This is a genomic window from Roseovarius aestuariivivens (genome assembly GCF_004761875.1).
Classification (GTDB): Bacteria; Pseudomonadota; Alphaproteobacteria; order Rhodobacterales; family Rhodobacteraceae; genus Roseovarius; species Roseovarius aestuariivivens.
The window spans coordinates 226,510-252,245 of the sequence record NZ_SJEY01000005.1; the positions used below are offsets into that span (position 1 = coordinate 226,510).

34 protein-coding genes and 1 tRNA gene are annotated in these 25,736 nt (G+C 62.7%); 12 read left to right on the plus strand and 23 right to left on the minus strand.

Annotation, left to right across the window (positions count from 1 at the left end; all coding sequences use genetic code 11):
• Window positions 1-4: 4 nt before the first annotated feature.
• The 8 genes from EZV60_RS10235 to EZV60_RS10270 form a co-directional block, all read right to left on the minus strand.
• The gene (locus EZV60_RS10235; RefSeq protein WP_135505097.1) at window positions 5-418 is read right to left on the minus strand and encodes a phage major tail protein, TP901-1 family; all 414 of its coding nucleotides are present in this window, start codon (window positions 416-418) and stop codon (window positions 5-7) included.
• An 18-nt stretch (window positions 419-436) separates the two neighbouring features.
• A complete protein-coding gene (locus EZV60_RS10240) occupies window positions 437-856 on the minus strand; it encodes a DUF3168 domain-containing protein (RefSeq protein WP_135505099.1) in 420 nt (139 codons plus the stop codon).
• Entirely contained in the window at window positions 853-1,194 is a 342-nt protein-coding gene (locus EZV60_RS10245) for a head-tail adaptor protein (protein ID WP_135505101.1), read from the minus strand. Before EZV60_RS10245 ends, EZV60_RS10240 begins: the two co-directional genes overlap by 4 nt.
• Window positions 1,191-1,745, minus strand: a complete 555-nt coding sequence (locus EZV60_RS10250) for a head-tail connector protein (protein ID WP_245306267.1) — start codon at window positions 1,743-1,745, stop codon at window positions 1,191-1,193. The genes EZV60_RS10245 and EZV60_RS10250 overlap by 4 nt, the downstream gene beginning before the upstream one ends.
• Window positions 1,746-1,935: 190 nt before the next feature.
• Window positions 1,936-3,096 (minus strand): phage major capsid protein, encoded by a 1,161-nt coding sequence (locus EZV60_RS10255; RefSeq protein WP_135505103.1) that lies wholly within the window; start codon window positions 3,094-3,096, stop codon window positions 1,936-1,938.
• 33 nt (window positions 3,097-3,129) lie between these two features.
• Window positions 3,130-3,684, minus strand: a complete 555-nt coding sequence (locus tag EZV60_RS10260; RefSeq protein WP_135505105.1) for an HK97 family phage prohead protease — start codon at window positions 3,682-3,684, stop codon at window positions 3,130-3,132.
• Window positions 3,685-3,697: 13 nt separating this feature from the next.
• On the minus strand, window positions 3,698-4,003 hold the full coding sequence (locus EZV60_RS10265; protein ID WP_167853497.1) for a hypothetical protein: 306 nt from the start codon (window positions 4,001-4,003) through the stop codon (window positions 3,698-3,700).
• Window positions 4,000-5,184 carry a phage portal protein gene (locus EZV60_RS10270; protein ID WP_135505109.1) on the minus strand — a complete coding sequence of 395 codons (1,185 nt, stop codon included), beginning with the start codon at window positions 5,182-5,184 and terminating at the stop codon, window positions 4,000-4,002. Before EZV60_RS10270 ends, EZV60_RS10265 begins: the two co-directional genes overlap by 4 nt.
• 206 nt (window positions 5,185-5,390) lie before the next feature.
• Here EZV60_RS10270 and EZV60_RS10275 point away from each other — a divergent pair, with 206 nt between their 5' ends.
• Complete coding sequence (locus EZV60_RS10275) at window positions 5,391-6,170, plus strand: formate/nitrite transporter family protein (protein ID WP_135505111.1); 780 nt, start codon at window positions 5,391-5,393, stop codon at window positions 6,168-6,170.
• Between the two features lie 57 nt (window positions 6,171-6,227).
• On the opposite strand, the gene EZV60_RS10280 is transcribed toward EZV60_RS10275, so the two are convergent.
• Together EZV60_RS10280 and EZV60_RS10285 are read right to left on the minus strand one after the other, a co-directional pair.
• Window positions 6,228-7,598 carry a DNA-packaging protein gene (locus EZV60_RS10280; RefSeq protein ID WP_483436010.1) on the minus strand — a complete coding sequence of 457 codons (1,371 nt, stop codon included), beginning with the start codon at window positions 7,596-7,598 and terminating at the stop codon, window positions 6,228-6,230.
• Complete coding sequence (locus EZV60_RS10285; protein ID WP_135505115.1) at window positions 7,519-7,848, minus strand: hypothetical protein; 330 nt, start codon at window positions 7,846-7,848, stop codon at window positions 7,519-7,521. The genes EZV60_RS10280 and EZV60_RS10285 overlap by 80 nt, the downstream gene beginning before the upstream one ends.
• Window positions 7,849-8,142: 294 nt before the next feature.
• Between EZV60_RS10285 and EZV60_RS10290 the strand changes: the two genes are divergently transcribed.
• Entirely contained in the window at window positions 8,143-8,631 is a 489-nt protein-coding gene (locus EZV60_RS10290; RefSeq protein WP_135505117.1) for a DUF411 domain-containing protein, read from the plus strand.
• Window positions 8,632-8,649: 18 nt separating this feature from the next.
• Here the strand turns inward: EZV60_RS10290 and mltG are convergent, their stop codons facing one another.
• From mltG to fabD, 6 genes are all read right to left on the minus strand, one after another.
• Window positions 8,650-9,819 carry an endolytic transglycosylase MltG gene (gene mltG, locus EZV60_RS10295; protein ID WP_135505119.1) on the minus strand — a complete coding sequence of 390 codons (1,170 nt, stop codon included), beginning with the start codon at window positions 9,817-9,819 and terminating at the stop codon, window positions 8,650-8,652.
• Window positions 9,819-11,078, minus strand: a complete 1,260-nt coding sequence (gene fabF, locus EZV60_RS10300; RefSeq protein WP_135505271.1) for a beta-ketoacyl-ACP synthase II — start codon at window positions 11,076-11,078, stop codon at window positions 9,819-9,821. The genes mltG and fabF overlap by 1 nt, the downstream gene beginning before the upstream one ends.
• A 116-nt stretch (window positions 11,079-11,194) precedes the next feature.
• A complete protein-coding gene (locus tag EZV60_RS10305; protein WP_135505121.1) occupies window positions 11,195-11,938 on the minus strand; it encodes a 1-(5-phosphoribosyl)-5-[(5-phosphoribosylamino)methylideneamino] imidazole-4-carboxamide isomerase in 744 nt (247 codons plus the stop codon).
• A 187-nt stretch (window positions 11,939-12,125) separates the two neighbouring features.
• Window positions 12,126-12,359 (minus strand): acyl carrier protein, encoded by a 234-nt coding sequence (locus EZV60_RS10310; RefSeq protein ID WP_135505123.1) that lies wholly within the window; start codon window positions 12,357-12,359, stop codon window positions 12,126-12,128.
• 223 nt (window positions 12,360-12,582) lie between these two features.
• Entirely contained in the window at window positions 12,583-13,320 is a 738-nt protein-coding gene (gene fabG, locus EZV60_RS10315) for a 3-oxoacyl-[acyl-carrier-protein] reductase (protein WP_135505125.1), read from the minus strand.
• Between the two features lie 78 nt (window positions 13,321-13,398).
• On the minus strand, window positions 13,399-14,343 hold the full coding sequence (gene fabD / locus EZV60_RS10320; protein ID WP_135505127.1) for an ACP S-malonyltransferase: 945 nt from the start codon (window positions 14,341-14,343) through the stop codon (window positions 13,399-13,401).
• Between the two features lie 174 nt (window positions 14,344-14,517).
• Here fabD and EZV60_RS10325 point away from each other — a divergent pair, with 174 nt between their 5' ends.
• Window positions 14,518-15,768 (plus strand): cytochrome b/b6 domain-containing protein, encoded by a 1,251-nt coding sequence (locus tag EZV60_RS10325; protein WP_135505129.1) that lies wholly within the window; start codon window positions 14,518-14,520, stop codon window positions 15,766-15,768.
• A 77-nt stretch (window positions 15,769-15,845) separates the two neighbouring features.
• Here the strand turns inward: EZV60_RS10325 and EZV60_RS10330 are convergent, their stop codons facing one another.
• Window positions 15,846-16,418 carry a YceI family protein gene (locus EZV60_RS10330; protein ID WP_135505132.1) on the minus strand — a complete coding sequence of 191 codons (573 nt, stop codon included), beginning with the start codon at window positions 16,416-16,418 and terminating at the stop codon, window positions 15,846-15,848.
• A gap of 121 nt (window positions 16,419-16,539) precedes the next feature.
• Complete coding sequence (locus EZV60_RS10335) at window positions 16,540-16,869, minus strand: hypothetical protein (protein ID WP_135505134.1); 330 nt, start codon at window positions 16,867-16,869, stop codon at window positions 16,540-16,542.
• A gap of 262 nt (window positions 16,870-17,131) precedes the next feature.
• Here EZV60_RS10335 and rpsF point away from each other — a divergent pair, with 262 nt between their 5' ends.
• From rpsF to EZV60_RS10365, 6 genes are all read left to right on the plus strand, one after another.
• Window positions 17,132-17,488, plus strand: coding sequence for a 30S ribosomal protein S6 (rpsF, locus tag EZV60_RS10340; protein WP_135505136.1), 357 nt, complete (start codon window positions 17,132-17,134; stop codon window positions 17,486-17,488).
• Window positions 17,489-17,516: 28 nt separating this feature from the next.
• A complete protein-coding gene (rpsR, locus tag EZV60_RS10345) occupies window positions 17,517-17,744 on the plus strand; it encodes a 30S ribosomal protein S18 (protein ID WP_135505138.1) in 228 nt (75 codons plus the stop codon).
• Between the two features lie 12 nt (window positions 17,745-17,756).
• Window positions 17,757-18,401, plus strand: a complete 645-nt coding sequence (gene rplI / locus EZV60_RS10350) for a 50S ribosomal protein L9 (RefSeq protein ID WP_135505140.1) — start codon at window positions 17,757-17,759, stop codon at window positions 18,399-18,401.
• 160 nt (window positions 18,402-18,561) lie between these two features.
• The gene (locus EZV60_RS10355) at window positions 18,562-18,930 is read left to right on the plus strand and encodes a helix-turn-helix domain-containing protein (RefSeq protein ID WP_135505142.1); all 369 of its coding nucleotides are present in this window, start codon (window positions 18,562-18,564) and stop codon (window positions 18,928-18,930) included.
• Between the two features lie 8 nt (window positions 18,931-18,938).
• The gene (locus EZV60_RS10360) at window positions 18,939-19,640 is read left to right on the plus strand and encodes an autoinducer binding domain-containing protein (protein WP_135505144.1); all 702 of its coding nucleotides are present in this window, start codon (window positions 18,939-18,941) and stop codon (window positions 19,638-19,640) included.
• A gap of 103 nt (window positions 19,641-19,743) precedes the next feature.
• Window positions 19,744-20,538, plus strand: coding sequence for an acyl-homoserine-lactone synthase (locus EZV60_RS10365; RefSeq protein ID WP_135505146.1), 795 nt, complete (start codon window positions 19,744-19,746; stop codon window positions 20,536-20,538).
• Between the two features lie 133 nt (window positions 20,539-20,671).
• Here the strand turns inward: EZV60_RS10365 and tig are convergent, their stop codons facing one another.
• Window positions 20,672-22,000 carry a trigger factor gene (gene tig, locus EZV60_RS10370; protein WP_135505148.1) on the minus strand — a complete coding sequence of 443 codons (1,329 nt, stop codon included), beginning with the start codon at window positions 21,998-22,000 and terminating at the stop codon, window positions 20,672-20,674.
• 282 nt (window positions 22,001-22,282) lie between these two features.
• Between tig and EZV60_RS10375 the strand changes: the two genes are divergently transcribed.
• Window positions 22,283-22,699 carry a c-type cytochrome gene (locus EZV60_RS10375; RefSeq protein WP_135505150.1) on the plus strand — a complete coding sequence of 139 codons (417 nt, stop codon included), beginning with the start codon at window positions 22,283-22,285 and terminating at the stop codon, window positions 22,697-22,699.
• Window positions 22,700-22,763: 64 nt separating this feature from the next.
• Here EZV60_RS10375 and EZV60_RS10380 read toward each other — a convergent pair whose 3' ends face one another.
• The 4 genes from EZV60_RS10380 to EZV60_RS10395 form a co-directional block, all read right to left on the minus strand.
• Window positions 22,764-23,306, minus strand: coding sequence for an SCO family protein (locus tag EZV60_RS10380; RefSeq protein ID WP_135505152.1), 543 nt, complete (start codon window positions 23,304-23,306; stop codon window positions 22,764-22,766).
• The gene (locus EZV60_RS10385; protein ID WP_135505154.1) at window positions 23,306-23,872 is read right to left on the minus strand and encodes a hypothetical protein; all 567 of its coding nucleotides are present in this window, start codon (window positions 23,870-23,872) and stop codon (window positions 23,306-23,308) included. Before EZV60_RS10385 ends, EZV60_RS10380 begins: the two co-directional genes overlap by 1 nt.
• Before the next feature lie 5 nt (window positions 23,873-23,877).
• The gene (locus tag EZV60_RS10390) at window positions 23,878-24,324 is read right to left on the minus strand and encodes a hypothetical protein (RefSeq protein ID WP_135505156.1); all 447 of its coding nucleotides are present in this window, start codon (window positions 24,322-24,324) and stop codon (window positions 23,878-23,880) included.
• Between the two features lie 144 nt (window positions 24,325-24,468).
• Window positions 24,469-24,554 (minus strand) — tRNA-Leu (locus EZV60_RS10395).
• Window positions 24,555-24,693: 139 nt separating this feature from the next.
• Here EZV60_RS10395 and EZV60_RS10400 point away from each other — a divergent pair.
• Both EZV60_RS10400 and EZV60_RS10405 read left to right on the plus strand, forming a co-directional pair.
• Window positions 24,694-25,272, plus strand: coding sequence for a YqaA family protein (locus tag EZV60_RS10400; RefSeq protein WP_135505158.1), 579 nt, complete (start codon window positions 24,694-24,696; stop codon window positions 25,270-25,272).
• Window positions 25,269-25,730 (plus strand): disulfide bond formation protein B, encoded by a 462-nt coding sequence (locus tag EZV60_RS10405; protein WP_135505160.1) that lies wholly within the window; start codon window positions 25,269-25,271, stop codon window positions 25,728-25,730. Before EZV60_RS10400 ends, EZV60_RS10405 begins: the two co-directional genes overlap by 4 nt.
• Window positions 25,731-25,736 lie beyond the last annotated feature (6 nt).

Genomic DNA, 25,736 nt, shown 5'->3' on the forward strand with positions numbered 1-25,736 from the left:
CGCCTTAGATCGCCGTGAAGGTCAACTGGCCGGCAGAGGTCAGCGATAACTCGTAGGTGGCCTCACCGTCATGGTTGCCGGCGTATTCGATTGAACTGACCTGGAAAGGCCCCTCGATGATTCCAAAGTCCGGAATCACCACCTGAAAACCGGGCATCTCGCCATCGAAGAAGATCTGCCGCACACGCTCGTCGCTCGCCGCGTCGCGGAAGATGCCCGAACCGCTGATAGCAGCGCTTTTCACACCCGCGCCTGCCAAAAGTTCGCGCCAGCCGCCCGCCGATTCAAGGCTGGTGACATCCACGCTTTCGGCGTTGAAGCTTACGCGCGTCGCGCGCAGCCCCGCGACCGTCTGAAAATTGCCGCTGCCGGTCAGGTCGATCTTGACCAAAAGGTCCTTGCCGTTCTGCACTGCCATGGGATTTGTCTCCGAAGGTTAGGAAATTGGGGTGTCATCCACCCGCGCCCGGAACGTCAGGTCGATCCGGCGCAGATCGCCGGTGCCATCCCGCCGGGCGCGGGCACGAAAGAAATGCAAGGCCGGGCACTGCCCCCGGCTCAGGGCGAGCGGCGCATCTGTCAGCGCATCGCTGATCGCCGCCGCCACCTCTTTGGCCGTATGAAATCCCGCCGCGGAGCTGATCACGCTCACGGTGAAGCGGTGCCACGCGCCGCCGCCGGTCTTGTCTGAACGCACGCGCGCTTCCTCGGGGCCTAGCGTCACGTAAAGATCCGGCACGGAACCGCGCGGCAACGCGTCATAGATCGCGCCCTGGACCAGCGCGTCCAACGTCGTATCGTTCACCAGCCGTTGATAGATGGCCTCCTGAAGGGCAGCCGCTGCTCCATAACTCATAGCGCCACCTCCTCTTCGCAAAAGCAGGTGAGGTACCGGCCTTGTGCATCCCGTTCGGCCACGGCCTCGATCCGGAAAATCCTCATGCCATCCCTAAACCGCTGGCCCGGGCTTGGTCGCGATGGCGCACCAAACGGTGCCGCGCGAACAGTGACGCGAAAGCCGGTGCGCGACACGCTGGTGTCTTCACCGGACGCGTCGCGGCCCGACCGGGCCCGGATATCGGCCCAGAGCGTGCCAAGAGCTGCCCAGGTTCCCAAATAGCCGCCCGCGCCGTCGGCCTGTCTTACCTCTTCCTCAAGAACGAGACGCCGGTTCAGATGCACGCCGCCGGTCATGTCCGGCCTCCGGCAAATAGACGCACCGTGCGGTAGCGCTCGACCAGCCCCGCGACGCCCAGCGGTATCGCCGTTTCGCCGGCGCGGGTCTCATGGCGATGTTCGTAGTAATGCGCAGCCAGCAGGATGACCGCCTGTCCAAAATCGGCGGGCAACCCGTTCCAGTCAGGCGCATATCCCGCCACGAAAGAGATGTCGGCCACGCCACCCGGCGGGATGACCGGCAGACAAGAACCCGTCGGCCGCATCAGCGGGCGCTGCGTGTCCTGGTCCAGACGATAGTAGGCCGCACCGATCAGTTCTTCCTCATCTGCTCTGTTACGCAGCTTGAATGCCGTGATCTCGCGCACAGGCGCCACCGGCAGACTTTGACCGCCCTGATCGCGCCATCGCGTCAGGGTCCAGGAAAAGGCCCGCTCCACGAGGATCTTGCCCGTGCGCGCCTCAATCGCCGCGATGGCGGCGCGCAGAAACGACTCGAGCACCATGTCTTGCACGTCCCCGTCCGAGAACCCGGTGCCAAGCCGCAGATGCGCCTTGAATTCATTCACCGGAAGCGCGGCCTAGGGCACAGCGGTTTCTTCGATTAACATCATGGATTCACTCCAGAAATCCCCGGCCCCTCCGGAAGGTCCCGGCACGCGCCGCCCGCCCCGACCCGCTCGGAGGGATGTAACCGGGTGCAGACATTGGGCGACGCGCGCCATCCGGGCGGAAGAATTTCGCCCGAACCGAAAGGCCTTAGGCCACTGCGAACTTGAGCAGTTTGATCGCCGCGAAATCGCTCACGTCGCCACCTACGCGCTTTGTGGCGTAGTAAAGAACGTGCGGCTTGGCCGAGAACGGGTCGCGCAGCACACGCAGGTCGGGACGCTCGGCCACGGTGTAACCCGCGCCGAAATCACCGAATGCAATCGCGGTTGCGCCGCTGGCAATATCGGGCATGTCCTCGGCGATCAGCACGGGATAGCCCAGCAGGCGCGCGGGCTCGCCGGCGGCAAGGCCGTCGGACCACAGGAAACGGCCATCGTTGTCCTTGAGCTTGCGCACGGCACCCGCGGTCTTGGAGTTCATGACGAACGTCCCGTTGGCGCGATACTGGGCACCCACCGCGTAGACCAGATCGATGATCGTCTCGGCGCCGCCGAAATCGCCGTCCACGCCCGTGGGCACATAGCCCAGATTGCCCCAGGCCCAGACGTCATTGTCGACCGAAGGATGGGTCAGGAAACCCTTGGGCTTGTCGATCCCGTCTCCGGCGACAAAGGCCGCGGCCTCGGCACGCGCGAACTTGTCGGCGATGCGGCCCGCAAGCCAACCCTCGATGTCAAAGGCGCTGTCATCCAGCAGGCGCTGGCTGGCCTTGGGCAGCGTGCTCAGCTCGTGAAGCGGGATGGTGATGCGGTCGATCGACGGCGCGCCAGTCTCGGCGGTGTTGCCTGTCTCGGTCGCCCAGCCATGGCCGATATCGGTGTGGTCGATCAGCACGTCAAAGGACGTCGCCTCCACCTGCACCACATTGGCGATAGCCCGGATCGAAGCGGTCGAGGCCAGAACGCCCTGCACGCTCTGCGCGGTTGCCGGGTCCACGAGGTAGCCACCATCGGCCGCCACCGCGGCGCTCATAGCCTTGCCTTCCAGCTCCAGCCCGCGCAGGCCGTCGTCGTCGCCCGAGCGCAGATAGGCGTCGAACGCCTTCTGATGCGGCGCCTCGGCCTCGGCGCTCGTGGCCAGCTGCGGGCGCATCAGGCCCATGGTCTTGCGTTCGATCATCGTCATTTTCTCGTCCTGTTGTTGAAGTCGCTGTTGAATGTCACTCATGAAACCCGCCACGGCAGTCTTCACCTCGGCCACCGGAGACAGATCTTCCCCGGCCCGAGACTGGCTCTCGCTCTTGCTCATCGCTTGATCCTGTTTTGGTGTCCCGACGCCGCGCTAGGGCCGCGCCATCTCCCGGCGGGCGTCCTCGAAGGCCGCCGCCAACTCGCGCAGCTCGTCCCCTTGCGGGCTCTCGCCCTTGACTCCGACCCGCGCACTGGGCAGCATCGGAAAGGTCACGAGCGACACCTCCCACAGCTCCAGTTCCTTCAAGAGCCGCCGGCCCTTGTCATTCTTCACCGCTTGCAGCGTGCGATACCCGATCGAGAGCCCGTCGATAGCTCCCGCCGCGATCAGCGCCGCCGCCTCACGCGCCCTGGCCACGCTCTCGAGCAGCCGGCCTTTCACGAAAAGGCCGCGCGTATCCTCGCGGACCTCGTCCCACACACCGATGGGCTGCGCCGGGTCGTGCTGCCAGAGCATCTTGACCTGCCGGTCTTCCGCGGCCAGTCGCGTCAGACTCGCGCTATACGCACCAGGCTCGACAATATCGCCACCGCGATCCTCCGACCCGAAAAGACTTGCATAGCCCTCGATCAGCACACCGTCCTTGACGGTGATCTCTTCGTCGAAGCGGCAGAATTTCCGCTCAAGCTCCATATCCGTATCCATTCTCATCTCCTGCTCATCCGCCCAAAATGCCGCCCTGCATGGCGAAACTCATAAACCCGCCCAAGATCGCCGCGATGATCAGCCAGACCAGCCGCGAGATATGCCCGTCGATCTTCTCCAGCCGCCCATCGATCTGGTTGAACCGTGCCTCCATGAACTTTTGCTTTTCTTCGCTGACCGCGCGCTCTGTCTCCATCGCTGCAACCGACAGCTCGAGCGAGGTCAAGCGCTTTTCCACGTGCCGGAACATCGTCTGCGTGCCTTCGAAAGAGGCATAGATCCCGTCGAGATCGTGCATGTCCTCCATCTTTCGGCTCATCCCTCATCGGACAGCGCGGGAAGGCCCAAAGGCGTGCGCTTCTCGGCTGCCGTCAGGAACTCGGCCCCAGCAACACGCGCCCATTGCGCGTCTCGTTCCGCCGATAGCGCCGGCACCTGGTCCAGATCGGGCCGCAGCTCCAACGCTGCACCACTAAAGCCCGCAAGCCAGTCCGCCACACTCGCCGCCACACGCCCGGCCAAGGGAAGCACCGTCAGGCGATAGAAGGCGCGGTTGGCCTCCTGGTAATTCGAATAGGTCGCATCGCCCGGGATTCCCAACAGCATCGGCGGCACACCGAAGGCCAGCGCGATCTCGCGCGCGGCGCTCTCCTTGGTTTTCTGGAATTCCATGTCCGACGGGCTGAACCCCATCGGCTTCCAGTCCAGCCCGCCTTCCAGCAGCATGGGTCGGCCCGCGTTGCGCGCGCCCTGATGGTGGCTTTCCATTTCCATCACCAACCGATCGTACTGATCGGTTGACAGCGTGCCCTGGCCTTCGGCGCCCTTGAAGACAATCGCTCCGGATGGCCGCGCGGCGTTGTCCAGAAGTGCTTTGGACCAGCGGCTAGCGGAATTGTGCACATCCACTGCCTGCGCCGCCGCCTGCATCGGCGAAAATCCGTAATGATCGTCCTGGGGATGAAAAGACTTGATATGACAGACTGGGGCCGGCCCCTCGCCCATGGCAAACCGGTGTTTGCGTCCGCCCACAGCGTATTCATAAACCGCAGGCCAGCCATCTGCACCCGGCACAACGCTCATACGGTCCGAACGCAAAACGTGCAGCTCCAGCGGGGTTTCCCCGATACCGCCGCCCACGGCCTCCACATAGGCGTTTCCAGTCAGAAGAAGCTGACCGAAGATCGCCTCGAAAAGCTCGGCACGCCCCTGGGCCGGGTTCGGGCTGCGCACCAGATCCAGCACCGGGTGCGCGGCGTAGCGTTCTTTTGCGTCTTGCAAAACCAGCGGCAGGCTGGCGGCGGCCTCGGCGATCATCTTGACGCAGCGAAAGCCGACCGGATTGCCCGCAAAGCCCGCGCGAGTCAGGCTGACGCTGTCGCGCGGGGTCCACGCGACGCGGCCCGCACCCGGCCACGCGGCGATCCGGCCCACGGCGCTCGCCTTCTGCTCGGGGGCCTCGGGCGCCGTGCCGCCTTGCCGGAAGAAATCCAGAATCATCGTTGCGCTCTCCTTGGTCTCTCGCCTTGGCCATGGGCCATCACTGCCCGCTCACAAGAGGCATCAGACCCTCAAAGGTTTACGAATTCCTAACCACGCCGCGCGCGGCGCGGACCCGGCGCAACCCAAAGGAACTTTTCGCAAATCTCTGCCCGAAAGGTCGTATTTCCGCTCCACGGGCGCGAAAGCCGCGCTAAACTGGCCTCATGACAGAAAGCCTTGACGCCTACAAACCCGCCAAGATCGCCCAGCTCGTGGAAGAGGCGGGCGTCGCCAAGGCCCGCCTAGAGTTCGGGCCGATGCTCACACTCGCGATTCTGGCCGGGGCGTTCATCGGGTTGGGCGGGGCGGCCTACACAATGACCATGACTGGCCTCGATCCCGCTATCGGACCGGCCCGGCTGCTGGGCGGCGTGGTCTTTTGTCTCGGCCTTATTCTGGTGATCGTCGGCGGGGCCGAGCTTTTCACCGGCAACGCGCTCATGGTCATGGCCGCCGTCGATGGCAAGATCGCACCCGCCCGGCTGTTTCGCGCCTGGGCCATCGTCTATGCCGGAAACCTGATCGGGGCAGCGGCGCTGGCGTTCGGCATGACGCTGAGTGGCCTGCTTGACGGCCCGATGGGAGAAACGGCGACACGCATCGCAGAGGCCAAAACGTCGCTACCCCCGCCAGAGGCGTTCATGCGCGGCATCCTGTGCAACGCGCTTGTCTGCCTTGCGATCTGGCTCACCTTCGCGGCCCGAACCGTGGCGGGCAAGATCCTCGCGATCCTCTGGCCGATTTCAGCTTTTGTGCTTTTGGGGTTCGAGCACTCGGTGGCCAACATGTACTTTTTCCCTCAGGCTTGGGGGGCGGGTGCCGACCCCGCTCTTGGTGCCGCCCTCACCAATCTTGTCTGGGTAACGCTGGGCAATATCGTCGGGGGCGCGGGCGGCGTGGCGCTCGCTTATCGCTTTGCCTATCTCGCTCAACATGAAACGTAAAAGCGGCGGGTCGGCCTTCGCCGTCCCGCCGCATACGCCGCCAGACATGACCATGTCTCAGATCGAGCGCACCTGCGGGCTGCGCCAGCGCGCCGCCGGAACGATCATCAGTTCGGTCAATGCCCAGACCAACGCATCCACGCGGTCCGGACTGCCCTTGCCCTCGAAACCCTTCGCCGTCATCGCGCACATCTGATCTTCAAGCTCGGCCATACCGTGCAGGTGATGCAAACGGTCCTGCTCGTAAAGCGCGGCAACCGGCTCGGCCCGGGCCACCTTGCCGCGGCTCGCGTGCACTGACTTCACGGGCACCAGGGGGTCGACCTGGCGGATCACCTCTTCGACCATCTCGCCGCCTTGGTTGACCTCGGCCACCAGCCGTTCCGCGCCGAATTCCTCCATTGCGCGGATGGCCGCCTTGGCCCAGGCGGTGGGTGACGCCGCACTCACGCTTCTGTCGGCCAGCACATAGGCGCGCCAATCCTGCACCGGACCCTGCGTGACCGCCCCGGCCACCACGATCCCGCAGGAATCCGAACTGGCCTTGCCGGTGACCGGCGGGTCGACCGCCACCACAATCCTGTCCAGCGCCGGCGCCTTGTCCAGCCGCCCGGTCTCCAACATGCCGGTGCGCCAAAGCGCGCCATCAGCCTCGTCGATCAGAATTCCATCCAGTTCCGGGCGGCCCAGCCGGGTGCCTGCATACCGCGCCCGCACCTCGTCAAGAAAGGATTGCGCGAGGAACGCCGCGTTGGCCTCGGTCGCCGCAGACGTCACTACCGTTGTATCTTGTGCGAGCACATCTTTTAGCACACCAACATTGCGCGGCGTGGTCGTGATGCAGACCTGCGGATGCTCACCCAGCCGCAGACCAAATTGCAGCATATCCCAAGTCTCGCGCGCCTTTTTCCATTTGGCCATCTCATCAACCCAGGCCCCGTCGAATTGCGGCCCGCGCAGCGCCTCGGGATCATGCGCCGAAAACGCCTGCGCCGTTGCCCCGTTAGGCCAGATCAGCCGGCGCCGCGTCGCCTGCCACACCGGCCGCCGGTCGGGCGGAGAACAGGCAAGAATGCCGCTTTCGCCGAAAACCATCACATCGCGCACCTGGTCGATCGTCTCTCCCACCAGCGCGATGCGCGCGCATTGACCGGGATCAAGCGGTTTTGGCCCCTCGACCTGGGCTCGCACCCATTCTGCGCCTGCCCGCGTTTTGCCCGCACCGCGCCCGCCCATGATCACCCAGGCGCGCCAGTCGCCCTCGGGCGGCAACTGGTGATCCATCGCCCAGAATTCGAAAAGATACGGCAGCGCCATCAGCTCTCCGTCACCCAGGGCATCGAGAAACTCAGACTGAACCTCGTGCCCTTCTGAGACGAGCCAAGCGGCATCCGACCGCAGTTCTGGCGGCATCAAGGTCGAGCGCATAGTCGTGGACGATGCCTTTTTCGGTTTTCTTTCGTGTGGCAAGTTGAGCCTCCGCTTCGATGGCGATCTTGAGCCATTGCCGGATTTCCGACGTGGCCTTCATCGCGTTTTTCAGTTCGCCGAATTCGCCGGTCTTGATCCGGGCGTACATGCCCTCCAGCTCGGCGCGCATGTCGGCAAGCTGCCGCTCAAGCGAGTCGATGGAGGTTGTTAGGCCCGTGGGAACCGGATCCGGAACAATCAGGACCATGCGTGCTCTAGCCTCATGTTTCTTCTCTTGTTACGTGGCAGACCCCGTAACTGAATGGTGTGTCGCCCGCGCTCGTTGCCACGGCGCGACCGACGTCAAGGGATCAATGCAGACCCATGGAAATATCACGTATTACAGGGTGTTGCCGGGCTATTCTCGCCCGGATTGTTAAGAACTTGTTAACCAAGACATCACGCAAGGACGTGTCCCCCGCGCCGAACCGCCGCCTTGCATCCTGTAAAGCCAGTGACCAGGTTGTTTCTAAGTTTAACCTAAGCACGAAAGGACATATCGATGTCGCAACAGCGCTCTGTTTCCCGCCGCAACGCGCTTCTCGCAGGTGGTTCATTCTTTTTTACGGCGGGCGTTTCAGCTGTGGCGCATGCCGATGAACTTGCGCCGTCCGACAACGCGCTGCATGTCGTCAAGACGCCGACCTGCGGATGCTGCAAGGCGTGGGCGGACCTCGCCCGCGACGCCGGCTTTTCCGTGACCACCGAAGACACGCGCGATTATGTCGGGATGAAACGCGCGGGCGGGGTGCCGCAACCGCTCTGGTCCTGCCATACCGCTCGTATTGCGGGCTATACGGTCGAGGGGCATGTGCCGTTTGACGCCATCCGCAAGCTGCTGTCGGAACGTCCCGATATTTCCGGCCTGTCAGTGCCCGGCATGCCAGCCGGATCGCCCGGGATGGGTAACGATCCGACCGCTGTTTTCGACGTAATTGCCTTCGGTGGCACCGCGGGCGACGGACAAGTGTATTTCACTGCCGGTCAGTAAAAGCACTCGCACACTTGGTTACTGATTGGCCTGTTCGGCCTCCAGACGGCGATAGGCCGCGACATTCTCGTTGTGCTCTTCGAGTGTCTCGGCGAAGAGATGACCATCGCGCGGGTCCAGAGACCTGGCGACGAAGAACACGTAGTCTGTTTCCAGCGGCTGCACTGCCGCCTCAATGCTCGCCCTGCCCGGATTGGCGATGGGCGTGGGCGGCAAACCTTCAATAACATAGGTATTATAAGGCGTTGCGGCACGAAGCTCACTCTGCCGAATGCCGCGTCCCAATACGCCTTCACCCTGCGTGATACCGTAGATCACGGTTGGGTCTGTCTGCAGGCGCATGCCACGCCGCAAGCGGTTGGTGAACACGCTCGCCACCTGTCCGCGCTCTGACGCGACCCCGGTTTCCTTCTCGATGATCGACGCGAGGATCAGGGCCTCGTAGGGATCTTCGAGTGGAATATCTTCATCCCGCGCCTCCCACGCGGCGGCAAGGATTGCATCCTGCGCGGCACGCATCCGCGCGATAAGATCGTCCCGACTCGCACCGGCCACAACCTCGTAGCTGTCAGGGGCCAGACTTCCCTCCGGCGGCGTCTCCGCCACCTCGCCGTCAAGCACATCGACGGAGCGCAATGCGTTGACCACCTGCCAGCTCGTCACCCCCTCCGCCAGCGCGATCCTGTAACGCGTGTCGGCCTTTTGCCGTACCTCCTCGAAGATTGCGGGCAACTCGACGCCTTCGGCAGTCGGATCGAACTCAGCGCGATCGACAAAGCGATTGGTCGCCGGGTCAAGTTCCCGCACCTCGACCTCGAGGTCATTGATGCCGATCCGGTACACCACTTCGGTGCCGCAGGTGCTTGCACCGCCCCGCGTGATCGCATCGGTCACCTCGCGCATACTGGCGCCCTCGGGAATAAGCCAGCTGCCTGCCTTCAGATCCGCAGTCTTGTCGGCATATTCCGCACCCAGCCGGAAGATCGTGCCATTGCGCACCGCGCCCTGGTCTTCCAGACGGCGCGAGATGCTACGCATCGTGGCACCGCGTGGCACTTGCAGGCAAATGGCCTCGTCAAGCGGCCCCCGGGCGCTGTATTCGTTCTGGCCCCACAAGATCACGCCCCCAAGCAGGAACACGATCACCACGAGAAAGGTCAGGAAATTCGAGGCGATATGCCGCCACATCACCGCACCTGCCCGACACACAGGCACGCATTGGTGCCCCCAAAGCCAAAGCTGTTGGACAAGGCCACCTTGATCTCGCGCTCGTGCTTGGCGTTGGCGGCCAGGTTGAGCGGTGTTTCGACAGCCGGATTATCGAGGTTGATCGTCGGCGGCGCGACCTGGTCGCGCACAGCGAGAATGGCGAAAATGCCCTCGATAGCGCCAGCCGCCCCAAGCAAATGCCCGGTCGAGGATTTGGTGGAACTCATCGTCGCTTTGCCCGCAGCCTGACCCAGCAAACGCTCAACAGCCTTAAGCTCGATCGTGTCGGCCATGGTCGACGTGCCATGCGCGTTGATGTAATCAACGTCTTCGGACGTCACACCCGCATTGCGCAGCGCGGCCTTCATGGCCCGGTATCCGCCATCGCCATCCTCTGCCGGTGCGGTGATGTGATAGGCGTCACCCGACAGGCCATAGCCCAGGATCTCGGCATAGATCTTGGCATCACGGGCCTTGGCGTGCTCGTATTCCTCCAGCACCACAACGCCGGCCCCCTCGCCCATTACGAAGCCATCGCGGTCCGCGTCATAGGGTCGGCTGGCCGCCTTGGGGTCGTCCGCCCGTTTTGTCGACAACGCCTTGCAAGCGTTGAAGCCGGCAATCCCGATCTCGCAGATCGCGGCCTCGGCCCCGCCCGCGACCATTACATCGGCATCGCCGAACATGATCAGGCGCGCAGCATCGCCGATGGCATGCGCCCCGGTCGAACAGGCCGTCACGACAGCGTGGTTCGGACCCTTGAAGCCATAGCGGATGCTCACCTGCCCGCTGATCAGGTTGATCAGCGCGCCGGGAATAAAGAAAGGCGACACACGCCGTACGCCGCGATCACGGATCAACAGGGTCGTTTCCTCGATCGACCGCAGTCCGCCGATACCTGAGCCGATCATCACGCCGGTGCGCTCCAGATCCGCGTCTTCGGTCGGGGTCCAACCGGCATCTTCCACAGCCTGCTGGGCTGCGGCCACGCCATAGAGGATGAAATCATCCACTTTCCGGCGTTCCTTGGGCTCCATGTAAGCATCGGCGTTGAACGTGCCGTCACTACCATCGCCATCGGGCACCTGGCACGCGTATTTCGTGGCAACATTGGCAGGATCGAACCGGGTGATTGTTCCGGCACCCGACTCTCCGCTCAGTATTCGCGTCCAGCTCTCCTCCACCCCCGAGGCCAAGGGAGTAACCAGACCAAGTCCGGTGACCACGACACGCCGCATAGAACTGCCCTCTCGATTGGTTCGTTCGCTGCTCATACCGCGCCTTGGCCCCTTGGGGCAACCCCAAGGCGCTGCGCGCGCAAGCCTCCGCGTGCGGACCGTGAAGCCTCTGGAACCTACTGGAAATCTGCCACCGGCTCTCTGGCGGCACGGGCCACGGCGAGGGCCTCGGACAGGTCCACGTCACGAGACAGAAGCGACCTACCGACGAGTGCCCCGGCGATGTTGGACACGTATTTGAGCCGGGCCACGTCATCCACTGATCGGATGGTCCCGCGCGCGACAACCGGATGGCGCGTTTTAGAGGCCAGTCCGGCAATCAGGCCCAGACTGCCATCGCTTGCGTCGATATCGGCATCGACATCAGTAACGATGATTCCCGCCAGCGGCGCCGCGTCGAATGCCGCGATGAAGCTGTCGGGCGAAAACGCGCTCTTCTTTTGCCAGCCTTCGGTCATCACAGAGCCCTGAAAGACGTCGACCGCCAGTATGATCTGGTCGGGATGCCACTTGGCCAGCGCCCGAACCGCATCGGGATCATAGGCCGCCATCGTGCTAAGAACGATCCGGCCCGCGCCCTTTTCGATCCAGCGGGTTACGCTCTCGCGCGACCGGAACCCGCCGCCGAGTTGCACAGGAATGCCGACGCCCCGGATGATGTGCGCGATCAGATCGGCATTGTCTCCCTCGCCCTTGAGCGCATTGATGTCCGTCAGATGCATCCATTCCGCGCCCGCGGCAGCGTAAGCTCGGGCGGTCTCGAACGGATCGATGTGCCAAACGACCGGGTCATCCAGCCGTCCGCGCGTCAGCGTAACGCATTTTCCGTTATAAAGTTCGAGTGTGGGGTAGAGGATCATCGCAAACGCCCTTTCGATTCGCCGGACCGCCGGTACCATCGACACCATACTGTCCGTACGCGGGCACTACTGTGCTCAAATCGGCATCATATCAATCAATCCCGAACATGGGCATTTAGCGGTCGCAATGAAAAAGGCCCCCGCGCCGTGTACGGGGGCCTCATAATGCCGCTGGCGATGTCGCGTCTTACGACGCTTCGCTGATGAACTTCACCGCATCGCCGAAGGTCTGGATCGTCTCGGCGGCGTCATCGGGAATCTCGATGCCGAACTCTTCCTCGAAGGCCATGACCAGCTCGACTGTGTCGAGGCTGTCCGCGCCAAGATCGTCGATGAACGAGGCATTCTCGGTCACCTTGTCCTCTTCCACCCCAAGATGTTCCACAACGATCTTTTTCACGCGGTCTGCGATATCGCTCATGTTAATTCCTCATCTTCTTCAGGCCTTCGGCCCTAGTTCTATGCCCCTGCCCGCGCCGGGAAGCGGCTTTGATGCCCCGACGGGCGGCTCTCGTGCCCGTTAGCACGGGCGTTCTTGGCGGCAAGCGCGGTTGCCCCCCGTTCAAACTGCGCCGCCTATAGCATACGGCGCGAGATTGGCAAATGGTTTCCCCAGCCGCGCAAGAGCATGCGCATGCGGTGGCTCACAGCATCGCCATGCCCCCGTTCACGTGCAGAGTGGTGCCCGTGACATACCCCGCCTCGGGACTGGCTAGATAGAGGACGGCGGCTGCGATTTCCTCGGGCGTGCCCATACGCGCCGCCGGAATCTGGGACGATATCTTGTCTTTCTGCTCATCGCTCAGCTTGTCTGTCATCGCGGTGGCGATAAACCCGGGCGCGACCGCGTTGGCCGTGATCCCGCGGGGTGCGACCTCATAAGCTATGGATTTGGTCATTCCCACCATCCCGGCCTTCGAGGCGGCATAATTTGCCTGACCGGCATTACCCGTGGCGCCTACGACCGAGCTGATATTCACAATCCGCCCCCAGCGTGCCTTCATCATCGGGCGCATAACGCCACGGCACAGCCGCATGGTCGCAGTCAGATTTACATCCAGCACGCTCTGCCATTCCTCGTCCGACATCCGCATAAAAATCTGGTCGCGGGTGATGCCGGCGTTGTTGATAAGAATGTCGAGCGCGCCCATCGCCTCAATGGCCCGCTTCGGCAGCGCGTCGACAGCCTCGGCATCGCCAAGATCGCAGGGCAGCACATGCGCCCGTTCGCCCAAGTCTTCCGCCAGCGCCTTCAAAGGCTCTTCGCGGGTGCCCGAAAGACCCACCATCGCGCCCGCACCATGCAGCGCCTTGGCGATCGCTCCTCCGATGCCACCAGATGCGCCGGTCACCAACGCGCATTTTCCCGTCAGATCAAACATCCCGCTCTCTCCTCTTTTGCGCGTCAAATTTCCTGAAACGAAATTTGACAAGACTTTCCGAATTTTCTTGGTCCCGGCTCAGTTTGCCGCGACAGCCTCCATCGCTGCCTTGACGTCGTCCGGCGTGCCTACCGCCCGAGTGGCGATATCGCGATCGATGCGCCGCACCATGCCCGACAACGCCTTTCCGGCGCCGATCTCCCAGATCTCTGTCACGCCTTGCGCGCTCATATAGGTCACCGACTCACGCCAGCGTACCGCGCCCGTCACCTGGTCGACCAGAAGACGACGGATCGTGTCGGGATCGCTCACCGCCTCGGCGACCACATTGGCCACCACCGGCACGGCCGGTGTTTTGATCTCCACCCCGTCGAGGGCCTCCTGCATCGCCTCGGCGGCGGGCTGCATCATGACACAATGAAAGGGCGCACTGACGGGAAGCAGCATGGCCCGCTTGGCGCCCTTCTCCTTGGCCAGTTCCACGGCCCGCGCCACCGCGGTGGCCTCTCCCGACACGACAACCTGCGCGGGATCGTTGTCGTTGGCCGCCTGGCAGATACCGTCCTTCGACGCCTCGTCGGCCAGTGCGCGCACGGCCTCCAGATCAAGACCCAGGATCGCCGCCATGGCGCCCTCACCCACAGGTACCGCGCTCTGCATCGCCCGACCCCGCACTCGCAAAAGCCGCGCACAATCCGCAACGCTCAGCGCCCCGGCCGTGGCCAGCGCTGAATATTCGCCAAGACTGTGGCCGGCCACCATCGCCGCCGCAGTGATCTCGATCCCCTCGGCCTCGAGCGCCCGCATGGCCGCAAGCGACGTGGTCATCAGCGCCGGCTGCGCGTTCTCCGTCAAGGTTAGCGTGTCCTGCTCGCCCTCCCAGATAAGCCCGCTCAAGCTTTCGCCCAGCGCTGCGTCGACCTCGTCGAAAACTGCTTGCGCAGCCGGATAAGCCTCAGCCAGCGCCCGGCCCATCCCGATGGTCTGCGCGCCTTGCCCGGGGAATACGAATGCCTTGCTCATTTGGGTGATGTCCTCCCTGACGTCTGGCCCCCGATAGCGCGACAGGCCGCGCGGCGCAACGGGCAAGACGGTTGGGCGCGGCAGCCCCGCACCCTGACTGTGCAGCATTTGCAATTGCAGGCAGAGCCGCGTCCGCTACCTATCTCCCTGAGCACGCTTGCACAGGAGCCTTCCATGCCTCTGATAAATTCGCGCACCGCATACGGGTCCGTGACCAAAACGTTTCACTGGCTGATTGCGGTCTTCATTCTTGTCAACCTGCCCCTGGGTCTTGTCGCCAATGAGATGGCGCATGCCATCCGCGACCCGGCCATCGAAACGAGCGATGCTTACATCTCACGCACCGCGTTGCTCTTTTCGCTGCACAAAACGATGGGGCTCGCTGTCTTCTTCTTTGCGCTTGGCCGGATCCTCTGGGCGCTCTCGCAGCCCAAGCCAGCGCTTCTCAACGGCGACAAACCGCTCGAGGCCCATGCGGCCGAAACCGTGCACTGGCTGCTTTACGGCTCGCTGGTAATCGTGCCGCTATCGGGTTGGATCCACCACGCCGCCGTCTCTGGTTACGCGCCCATCTGGTGGCCCTTCGGACAGGGCCTTCCTTTCGTGCCGAAGGACGAAAGCATCGCAGAAACCTTCGCCGGGCTGCATCATCTGTCCAAGAACGTTCTGATCGCGGCTCTTCTCTTGCACGTGGCGGGCGCGCTCAAGCACCATGTCATCGACAAGGATGCCACACTGCGGCGAATGTTGCCGGGCCGGCTTTCGGCGGAACCGACCAGCGCGCAGCCGCGCCACATCTGGCCTTTTCTGGCCGCCGTGGTGATCTGGATGTCGGTTCTTGGCGCCAGCACCGTACAGGCGGTCATTGTAGAAGACCCCGCGACGCAAACCGCGGCGGAAGATGAGGCGCAGCTGGCCGAGGAAGAGGACGCCGCAAGCGCCACAGCGGCAAGTGTCGAAAACGGCTGGACCGTGACCGATGGCGCGCTTGGCATCACGATCCGACAGATGGGGTCGGACACCGCCGGCGCGTTCTCGGACTGGTCCGCCGAGATTGTCTACGACGAGGCCACCGGCACCGGCCAGGTCGACGTGACGGTCACGATCTCCTCGCTGACGCTTGGATCCGTCACGGATCAGGCGATGGGTCCTGACTATTTCGACACCGCCAACCATCCGCGCGCCAGTTTCAGCGCCGATATCCGTCAGGGCGATAATGGCCATGTCGCCGCCGGGACTTTGACAATCAAGGGCAACTCCGCCCCTGTCGAATTGCCGTTCGCGCTAACCATCGACGGCGATACAGCTCGGGCCGAGGGCAACATGACGGTCGACCGGCGCAACTTCGGCATTGGCGCAGAAGGCGAAGACAATGTAGGGGCTTCCGTCGGTATCTCGTTCGATCTTACCGCGACACGGCAATAAGCGCAGCCGCGTCACGTTTCGGCACAAAAAAGGGCCTGCCATGCCGGCAGGCCCTTTTTCGTTAGGCAGGTCTCGGGTCAGTCCGCCTTGGACGCCTCGATCGAGATCATGACCTCGACCTCATCGCTGACGGCGGGCACAGCGTACCCAAGGTTGAAATCCGAGCGCATCAGCGTCGTCGTCGCGTCGAACCCGGCCCAGGTCTTGCCGGCCATCGGTTGCTCGCCCGCCTTGTTAAGCGTGGCGTCGAGGACGACGGACTTGGTGACATCATTCATGGTCAGGTCACCGGTGATCTTGGCGGTGCTCTCGCCGGTCACCTCGATGCCGGTCGAGGTGAAGGTGATCATGTCCCCCTCTTCGGCGCCGAAGAAATCATCGCCCATGAAATGCTCGAACCGCTTTTCCCACCCGGTAAACAGCGACATGACGGGCATCGACACGCTGACCGAGGAATTGGCCGGGTCCGCTTGATCGAACATGATCTCTCCGTAGAACCCGGAGAACATGTTGTAGGTCGTGGAAAAGCCAAGATGGTCATAAGAAAAGAGCACCTGGCTGTGGCTCGCGTCGAGCACGTATTTCTCGGGCTCGGCCATTGCGGCGGCCGCGGCGAAGGTCATTGCTGTGACGAGGGCGAAACGTTTCATCTGTCAACTCCTACTGGTTGATTGGAACTTGCACCACGATAGATGGCGCATCCCCCTTCAGGAGCAAGCCAGCGAAAGCGAACAGACCCTGTTGAGCGGTGAACAGCCGCGCAACGACGCCCTAGCGGTGGCGCAATACCGACCGACCGCGTGCGTCGTATTCCCGCACGCGCGGTCCGTGCCGGTCCGGCGCGATATGAACATCCGCTTTTGGCGCATTCTTACGCGCATGCAGCACGTAGGCACCCCACCCCAGCAGTAGCAACGAAGCACAAAGTTTCGCCAGCTGCGCAGCCGGATCGGACGATGGCACCAGCCACAGACCAAGGCCCGCCATGCAAAGCCCCGTTCCGGCGCATCCCATGGCCAGGCGCGCCAGCGCCGAGCGCGGTGCGCCCTGCGGGGCGGCGGTCTCGTGTGCGGTTTTGCGGTGATCGGGAAACGCTACCATGTCTATGCCCTCATTCCTGCCTTTTAATTGTTTCCAGATTCGCAACGGACTGGGGCGGAATTGGGGCCAATGCGGGGCATGGCACGGGCCGAGGCGGGACGATTGCGCGGCACGGCTTTCACCCTTGCGGCACAGGGCGTTCCATCCTATACGAGCGCTTCCTTTCGCACGACGTTATGAACCGCGCAGTCTCTCGTGGACGGGCCGCGAAAGGATCAACCGGCCCGCCTTTGAAATGCGCCTTGAAAGAAGTGGACTCAACATGCCGCTCTACGAGCATGTCTTTATCTCGCGCCAGGACCTGTCCAACACACAGGCCGAAGGGCTCATCGAACATTTCAGCTCCATTCTCACCGACAACGGCGGCAAGCTCGTCGATAGCGAGTACTGGGGCGTCAAGACGATGGCCTACAAGATCAACAAGAACCGCAAGGGCCACTATGCCTTCCTTCGCACCGACGCGCCTTCCGAGGCAGTGCAGGAAATGGAACGCTTGATGCGACTGCATGACGACGTGATGCGCGTGCTGACCATCAAGGTCGACGAACATCAGGAAGGACCCTCGGTCCAGATGCAGAAACGCGACGAACGCGGCGACCGTCGCGAGCGCCGTTCGTGATCAACGCCTGAAGAAAGGACACTAAACCATGGCCGCAAAACCATTTTTCCGTCGCCGCAAGGTCTGCCCCTTCTCGGGCGATGACGCACCTGCGATCGACTACAAGGACACGAAACTGCTGCAGCGCTACATTTCCGAGCGCGGCAAGATCGTTCCGTCGCGCATCACCGCCGTCTCGGCAAAAAAGCAGCGTGAACTGGCCCGCGCCATCAAGCGCGCCCGCTTTCTCGCCCTGCTGCCCTACGCCGTGAAATAAGGAGAAAGACCCATGCAAGTCATCCTTCTCGAACGCGTGGCCAAGCTTGGCCAGATGGGCGATGTGGTTGAGGTGAAGCCTGGCTTCGCCCGCAACTACCTGCTGCTGCAGGGCAAGGCCCTGACCGCATCGAAAGAGAACATCGAATCCTTCGAGGCGCGCAAAGCGCAGCTCGAAGCTCGCAATCTCGAAACCAAGAAAGAGGCCGAGGCTCTGGCCGCGCGTCTCGATGGTCAGAAATTCGTGGTGATTCGCCAGGCCTCCGATGGCGGCAACCTTTATGGTTCGGTCTCGACCCGTGATGCCGCCATGGTAGCCACCGAAGAAGGCTTCTCGATCGACCGCAAGCAGGTCCTGATCCGTCAGCCGATCAAGACACTCGGCCTGCACGAGGTCGAGGTGCACCTGCACCCCGAGGTCGAAGCGCTGATCACGCTTAACGTCGCCCGCTCGCCCGAAGAGGCCGAGCTTCAGGCGTCGGGCCGCACCATTCAGGACGTGGCCGCCGAAGAAGAGGAAGCCGCCGATTACGAGATCGCCGAGCTTTTCGAGGATATCGGCGCCGCAGCGTCCGACGACGAGCATCTCGCCGAAACTGTCGAGGAAGTTCTGCCCGAGGACAATGCCGAAGCCTCCGAAGGCGACGACGACAAGTAAGCGAAGCGAAAGCTTCAGACAGAACTACAAAGGGCCGCGCCGCGTGCGCGGCCTTTTTTTGTGCGCTGCGGCGGATTAGCCGTCCAAGCTGTCTCTTTTGTATAATTGTTTTTCGCTGAAATCGCCGATAAGTTGAAGATTGGGGTGAGAAAGGACATTTATGCAGACGATAGACCAAGCCATCGGCGCACGGATCCGAACGTTCCGAAAAGCCCTTGGCCTTAGCCAGAAAGACCTCGCCGAACGGATTGGCGTGACGTTTCAGCAGGTGCAAAAATACGAATCCGGCACCAACCGGATCGCCGCGTCCCGGTTGTGGCGCATCGCCGATACGCTCGGCGTTTCGGTCGTGCGGCTTTTCGAGGAACTCGATGCGCGCCCGCATGTTGACACCAATGATCTGGAGATGCTCGATCTCTTTCATCGCCTGCCAACCCCGGCTCGGAAACAAGCCTTGTTCCAGATGCGCGCGCTGGTGGCGCGTCACAGTCAGCCCCGCGCACATTTGGAGGTCCAAAACGAGAAATGAAACCCGGCATGCAGCTTATTGATCTGGCGGATACGCCCGGCGAAGAGCCGGATTTCCTCGCCCAGCTGCACGGGGTCTGCAACACGCTCGGGCTGGAATACGCGTCCTACGCCTCTGCCAATCCGATTTCCGGAAAGATCCACGCCTTCACCACCTACCCGGATGCGTGGAAAGACCACTACATGGCGCAAAGCCTGCATCTTGTGGATCCGACTCTGCGCGCCGCCGCGCGCTCCATCGCCCCGGTCGATTGGCGTCGTCTGGAACATGACAACAGTTTTCGCGACGTGTTTGGCCCGGCACGTGACTTCAACCTCCCGGATACGGGCCTGACCATTCCGGTTCGCGGCCCTATGGGCGATATCGGTCTTTTCAGCGTGACCGCCACCGTCGCACCCGACGCGTGGCGTCGCCTGACCGGTCCCATCATGGGACAACTTCAGACCGCCGCAGTCCACCTGCACGACACGGTCATGCATTCTGACGCACTCACCCGCATCCTGCGCCAGCCGCATCTGTCGACCCGCGAACAGGAAGTGCTGCAATGGGTTGCCGCCGGCAAATCCCAACAGGATATCGGCGATATCCTGTCGATCTCGTCTCGTACGGTCGAGGTACATCTGCGTTCGGCCCGCGAAAAACTCTGCACCCTGACCACCGCGCAGGCGGTCGGCCGCGCCGTAAGTCTCGGGCTGATCCAGCCGCGCTAAAGCTTTAGCGGTTTACCCGCCCCATCTACGGGATTTCCCTAATTATCCTAAATTTAGGATCTTGGTAGCCTGTCTCCAGTGAAGATTGGGGAAGGAACTCACCATGATACTGATAGTAGACGCCTTGAACAGGCACCGGTTCGAGCCCTTGCTCGACCAGATGTTCCAGCTGCGTGCACGGGTATTCCGTGACCGCATGGGCTGGGACGTGACCGTGAAAGACGGCCGTGAATCCGACTTGTTCGACGAGCTTGACCCGGCCTACGTGCTCGCGCTCGACGACGACTACCAGGTCATCGGCTGCGCACGCCTTTTGCAGACCACGGGTCCGCACATGCTGTCGGACGTGTTTCAGGCTATCCTCGACGGCGAACCGCCGTTGCGCAGCGCGACAATGTGGGAATCCACCCGGTTTTGCGTCGACCGCGAGGCGCTCGCCGGCGGACGGGGGCGGCACACCGTGGCGCGCACCACCACCGAATTGATGTGCGGAATCCTGGAATACGCTCAGGCCGCCGGCATTTCCGACATCATCACGGTGATCGACCCGGTGATGGACCGTATCCTGCACCGCTCGGACAATGCGCCCTATGACTACGTGGGCCGCACCGCCGACATGGGCAAGGTCCGGGCGCTCGCCGCATTGATCGATACCTCGCAAGAAAGGATCGACCGCGTGCGTGCCTTTGCCGGGATCGATGGCGACATATTCGCCATCGAGGAAGAGGTGGCAAATGTCATCGCCCCGCCGATTGGTCTGCCCGGCGACGCGTATCTGCGTGAATACTGCCACCAGCAGATTGCCAGCGCCAACAGCCTGCGCGAACGCAATGCGGCAATCGCGCTGCAAAAGGCGCTGTCGGGCCTGCATAGCCCCGCGCGCAGCTTCGACGCGTGACGCCTTTGGTAAGCCCGCGACTCGCCCCGCTCCCCAGCGCCGGTCTTCCCTGAACAAACGGGCCGGCAGGCGAGAAACGGCAAGGGCCGCCTTTTTCAAGGCGGCCCTTTTTTAATCTTGAGCGGTTCCAGGATCAGTCCTCCAGCGCTTCGACCTCTTTCTCCAGATCGGCCTTCGAGACCTCTTTGTCGGTCACCTCTGCCTGCTCCGCGATGTGGTCGATCACTTTGTCCTCGAAGATCGGCGCGCGCAGTTGCTGGCGCATCTGCGGGTTCTGCTGCACGAATTCAAAGAACTGACGTTCCTGGCCCGGGTATTGCCGCGCCTGCTCCATGACCGCTTGGGTCATCTCGGCATCGGTCACCTCGACCTCGGCTTTCTGGCCCAGCTCGGCCAGCAAAAGACCCAAGCGCACGCGGCGTTCGGCCAGTTTCTGGTGCTCGTCGGTCGGTTCGATTTCCGGGTGATCGTGGCCTTGCACGTCCGGGTTGTCCTCGTGCCAAAGCTGATGTGCGATCTGCTTGGCCTCGGCCTCGACCATCGAAGGTGGCAGCTCGAAGCTCACCATCCCGTCAAGTTGATCGAGCATCCGGCGCTTGAGCACAGCACGCGACGCGCCCGCATACTCGGCCTCAAGCCGCTCGCCGATCTGTTCCTTCAGCGCATCGAGGCTTTCCGCACCGTATTTCTCCGCCAGCGCGTCATTGATCTCCGCCGGCACGGGCTTCTTCACCGCCTTGATGGTGCAGGTGAACTCGGCCTCTTTGCCCGCCAGATGCGGCGCCTGGTAATCTTCGGGGAAGCTGACGGTTACAACCTTCTCTTCTTCGGCCTTCACGCCCACCAGCTGCTCCTCGAAACCGGGGATGAAGCTGTTGGAGCCGAGAACCAGCGGATAATCCTCCGCCGCCCCACCTTCGAATTCCTCGCCGTCGACACGGCCCACGAAGTCGAACACGATCTGGTCGCCGTCCTTGGCCTTGGTGCCCTTCTTGCGGTCCTCGAAATCCTGCGCGGAAGACGCGAGATTTTCCAGCGCCTCGTTGACCTCGGTCTCGCCGGCCTTCACGACCATGCGCTCGACCTTGATCTGGCTGAGGTCCAATTCGGGGATGTCGGGCAGCGCCTCGTAAGACATCTCGATCTCGACGTCGTCACCCTCTTTCCAGTCGTCGTTGGTCATCTTGACCGACGGCTCGGCGGCGGGGCGCTCGCCCTTGTCCTCGAAATGCTTGGACATCGCGCCATCCACGGCTTCCTGCATGGCCTCGCCCAGCACGCGCTGGCCGAACTGCTTTTTCAATAGCGGCAGCGGCACCTTTCCTTTGCGAAAGCCCTTCATCTCGATCTCGGGCTGCGCTTCTTTCAGCTTGGCGATAACCTTGTCATCCAGCTCTTGCGCGGTGAGCATCAGCTTGTACTCGCGCTTCAGTCCCTCGTTGAGGGTCTCCGTGACCTGCATAGTCGTCCTTTCCTTGCATTTGGCCGCGGAGGCGTCCGCGACGGTCAAAATCACTGCGCCGTTCTAGGGATGGGGGATGCGCGGTGCAAGCGGAGTCTTGGGCCAACGCGACCCTTATCAGACCGCTTTCATTGCTGCGCTCATAGCTTTTCCGCCAACGTCTTCACTCGGCAGGCTCTGACATAGATCAAGGCGGCGGCGGGCCAAACCTGCAAGGCTGGCCGGATTAAGATTTCAACGGGTTAAAGGAAGTATCAGGTCACGGAAACCGGGAGGAAAAAGATGAAACTGAAACTGATTTCACACGCCTTGGCAGCGCTTTGTATCGCAAATTCAGGCCAAGCGGACGAGTCCGTGCTAATCCTCGGCAAGGGAGTTTACAAAGATCTCTGCACCAATTGCCATGGGGTAGACGGCAAGGGTGGCGGTGACATCGGGGAACTCTTCGCAGTGACGCCGCCGGACTTAACCAAAATGTCCGCGCGCAACGACGGAAAGTTTCCTTTTCCGAAGGCCTACCAGATCATCATTTCCGGTCAAAAAGTGGCAGGGCACGGCCCTCTGGAGATGCCTGTCTGGGGAGATTATTTCATGGCCGACGCGCTTCAGGATCGCGGTCTGAGTAAATCCGACTCCATCGATGCTGCAGCAGGCCGGGCTCTTTCCGTGACCTACTATCTGGAGTCCATTCAGGAATAAAAGCTTGGAAGCTGATCAGCTTAGGCCAGAAGGCATAGCGGTATCGAGATTGAGGCGACCAGACCTATCCTTTGTCTAAATACCTTTTCACGATCCGCGCCACCTCGGCAGGCGGCAGAACTGGCGGCAGCAGGGTCAGCACCTCGCCCTTCGGCGACAGAAGGTAGATAAAACTCCCATGCGCATAGATCGGGCCGTGCTCGGGGTCGTCCATGACCTTCTCGAACTCGATCCGGAACGCGTCATAGGCCACATCCAACGCGGCGCGATCCCCCGTCAGCCCCAAGATCCGGTCCGAGACCTTGGCAAGGGCCGGCCCCATCGTCTCCACGGTGTCGAGCGCATTATCGATGGTGATCATCACCGGCACCACGTCCACCTCCCGTGACACCTGATCCATCATCGGCAACGCGGCGCTGCAAATCCCCGGACAGTTGGCATAGCCGAAGAACAAGAGCTGATGCCGCCCTCCCGGATCCTCTTCCGTCCGTTCCGCCCCGGTCTGATCCACCAGCCGGAACGCACCGCCCACGTCAAAGGGCAGCGCGCCTTCGGCCAGCGCGGCACCGCCCAGACAGACTGCCGCCAGCGCCGTGAGAACTCGCATCAGAACCAATCCGCGATAAAGGCTTCGTCCACTTCAAGTCCAAGACCCAGATAACCCTCCTTCTCAATCAGCGCATTCACCTGCGGGTCGCGCCGGAACCACTCGCCCTCGCCTGCCGCCTCCGGGTTCTCCTCGGCCCAGACTTGTGTCCAGCGGTTGGCCTTCACCCACTCGCTCTCGCCTTTGGCGCGGATCGTCTGCAGCTGATAAATGTTCTGCGCACCCAAGGCCTCGTCGACGATCATCAGCCCGTCGACCTCCACCTCCTGTCCGCAATAGGGCAGAAGCTCCTGCACCGCCCCGGTGAAAAGCGGTTGGCCGTTCTTGTTGGGGAAGACCAGAACGTCATCGGCGCTGCGCACCAGCCCAAGCTGCCGCGCGCCACCGCCGCAGACCTCTGGGCAATCGCCCGACAACTCGCAGAGGATATCCACCACCGTCGCGTCGAATCGCGCCGGCACCTCGCCGGCCAACCCCCAGCTATTTGCTTCGGATCCGGCCGAGAAATCCTGCGCCACCGCTGGCATGGCCAGACAGAGCGCCGCACCCATCATGAAAACTTTCATCGCGTTCACTCCTGCGGCTCGGGGATGGCGAAGCCCGGTACGGGCCCGAAATCCTCGTGGTTGGGATTGGTGATGCCGTGATCGGTCACGACCTCCTCGACGATCAGGTACTTGAGCCCGTCCCGTTCATACAAAATGCCGTCCGCCGTCACCTCGTGACTGGCCAGCCGCATCTGGGTTGGATTGCCCGTGGTCCCCTGCCCGCCCAGCTTGAGCACCATGTAAACGGTGCCGTCCTCGGCCAGCAGGCCCACCGGGATCCCGCCTGCGGAACACCAAAGTGCACAAGTGTGGTGCGCGCTGCCCACCACGGCCTCCGGCCCGCCCATGACGCCGGAATAGTAACACCACGTATCGATGATCTCGCCGCGCACCTCGACGCGCGCGCCCTCTGCCGCCGATGCCGCCAGCGGTGCACCGGCCAGGGCCAGCGCCATTGCAACTCTTTTCATGAAATCCTCCGTCACAATCCTTTCGAAGGAGCTTCCCACGGACGGCCCTTCGGGGCCTAGCGAAACTTTTTCACCAATGCGTGACCGCCTGCCCGGGGGCCCACGGTCTCGCGCAGCGGTCGACTGTGGTCATTCACGGAGAATTGGTACCCAAGGCCGGACTCGAACCGGCACGCCCGCAAAGGCGGGGGATTTTGAATCCCCTGCGTCTACCATTCCGCCACTTGGGCACTGGCCAAGCTCTACCCAACCGCCGCGTCCGCGTCCAGTCCCGGAAAGGCCCCGCCGCGCAGATTTCCCCTCCACCGCATCTTGACCGCCCGGCCCGCGCGTGCTCAGAGCAATCCCAGCCCCAGCCGGAGCCCGACCTTGCTCAGACGCCTTTACGACCGAATGCTCGCGCTTGCCGCGCATCGCCACGCGCTGTGGTGGCTGGCGCTGGTGTCTTTCGTGGAAAGCTCGGTTTTCCCGATCCCGCCCGACGTAATGATGATCCCGATGATCCTCGCTCGCCCGTCGCGCGCCTGGCTCATCGCCTCGGTGGCGCTGGTCGCCTCGGTGCTGGGCGGGCTCTTGGGCTACGCCATCGGGGCGCTGGCGTTCGAGCAGATCGGCCAACCCATCCTGATGTCGTTGGGCAAGGCCGACGCGATGGCCGAGTTCTCGACCCGGTTCAATGACCTGGGCTTCTGGGCGGTGCTGACGGCGGGCGTCACCCCCTTCCCCTACAAGGTCATCACGATCATGTCGGGCTGGACCGCCCTGCCCCTTGGCACGTTCATCGTCACCTCGATCCTCGCGCGCGGCCTGCGGTTTTTCCTTGTGGCTGCGCTCTTGTGGAAATTCGGCGCGCCGGTGCGCGATTTCATCGAACGCCGGCTCGGACTGGTCACGATCCTGTTCGTTGCGCTTCTCTTCGGCGGATTCTATCTCGTCAGGCATCTATGACACAGGCACGGCTTTATATCCTTCTCGCTGCAGGCGGTTCGGCGGCGCTGATGCTGGCCGCGCTCGGCTTTCAGTACCTGGGTGATCTTGCGCCCTGCAAACTGTGCATCTGGCAGCGCTATCCGCATGTGGCGGCGATCGGCCTTGGCAGTCTGGCGTGGCTCTTTGGCGGCGCGCTGCTGCCCGCCTTGGGGATGCTGGCCGCGCTTACCACCGCAGGGGTCGGCGGGTATCACGCAGGCGTCGAACAAGGATGGTGGGAAGGCCCCAGCACCTGCACCTCGGGCCCGGTCGGCGGGCTTTCGACAGACGAGCTGATGGCGCAGATCATGTCGGCCCCGCTTGTGCGCTGTGACGAGATCCCGTGGGAGCTTTTCGGCCTCTCCATGGCAGGTTGGAACATGCTCGTGTCGCTTGGCCTTGCGGGGCTCTGGCTAATGGCGATCCGCGCCCGCTAACCCGGC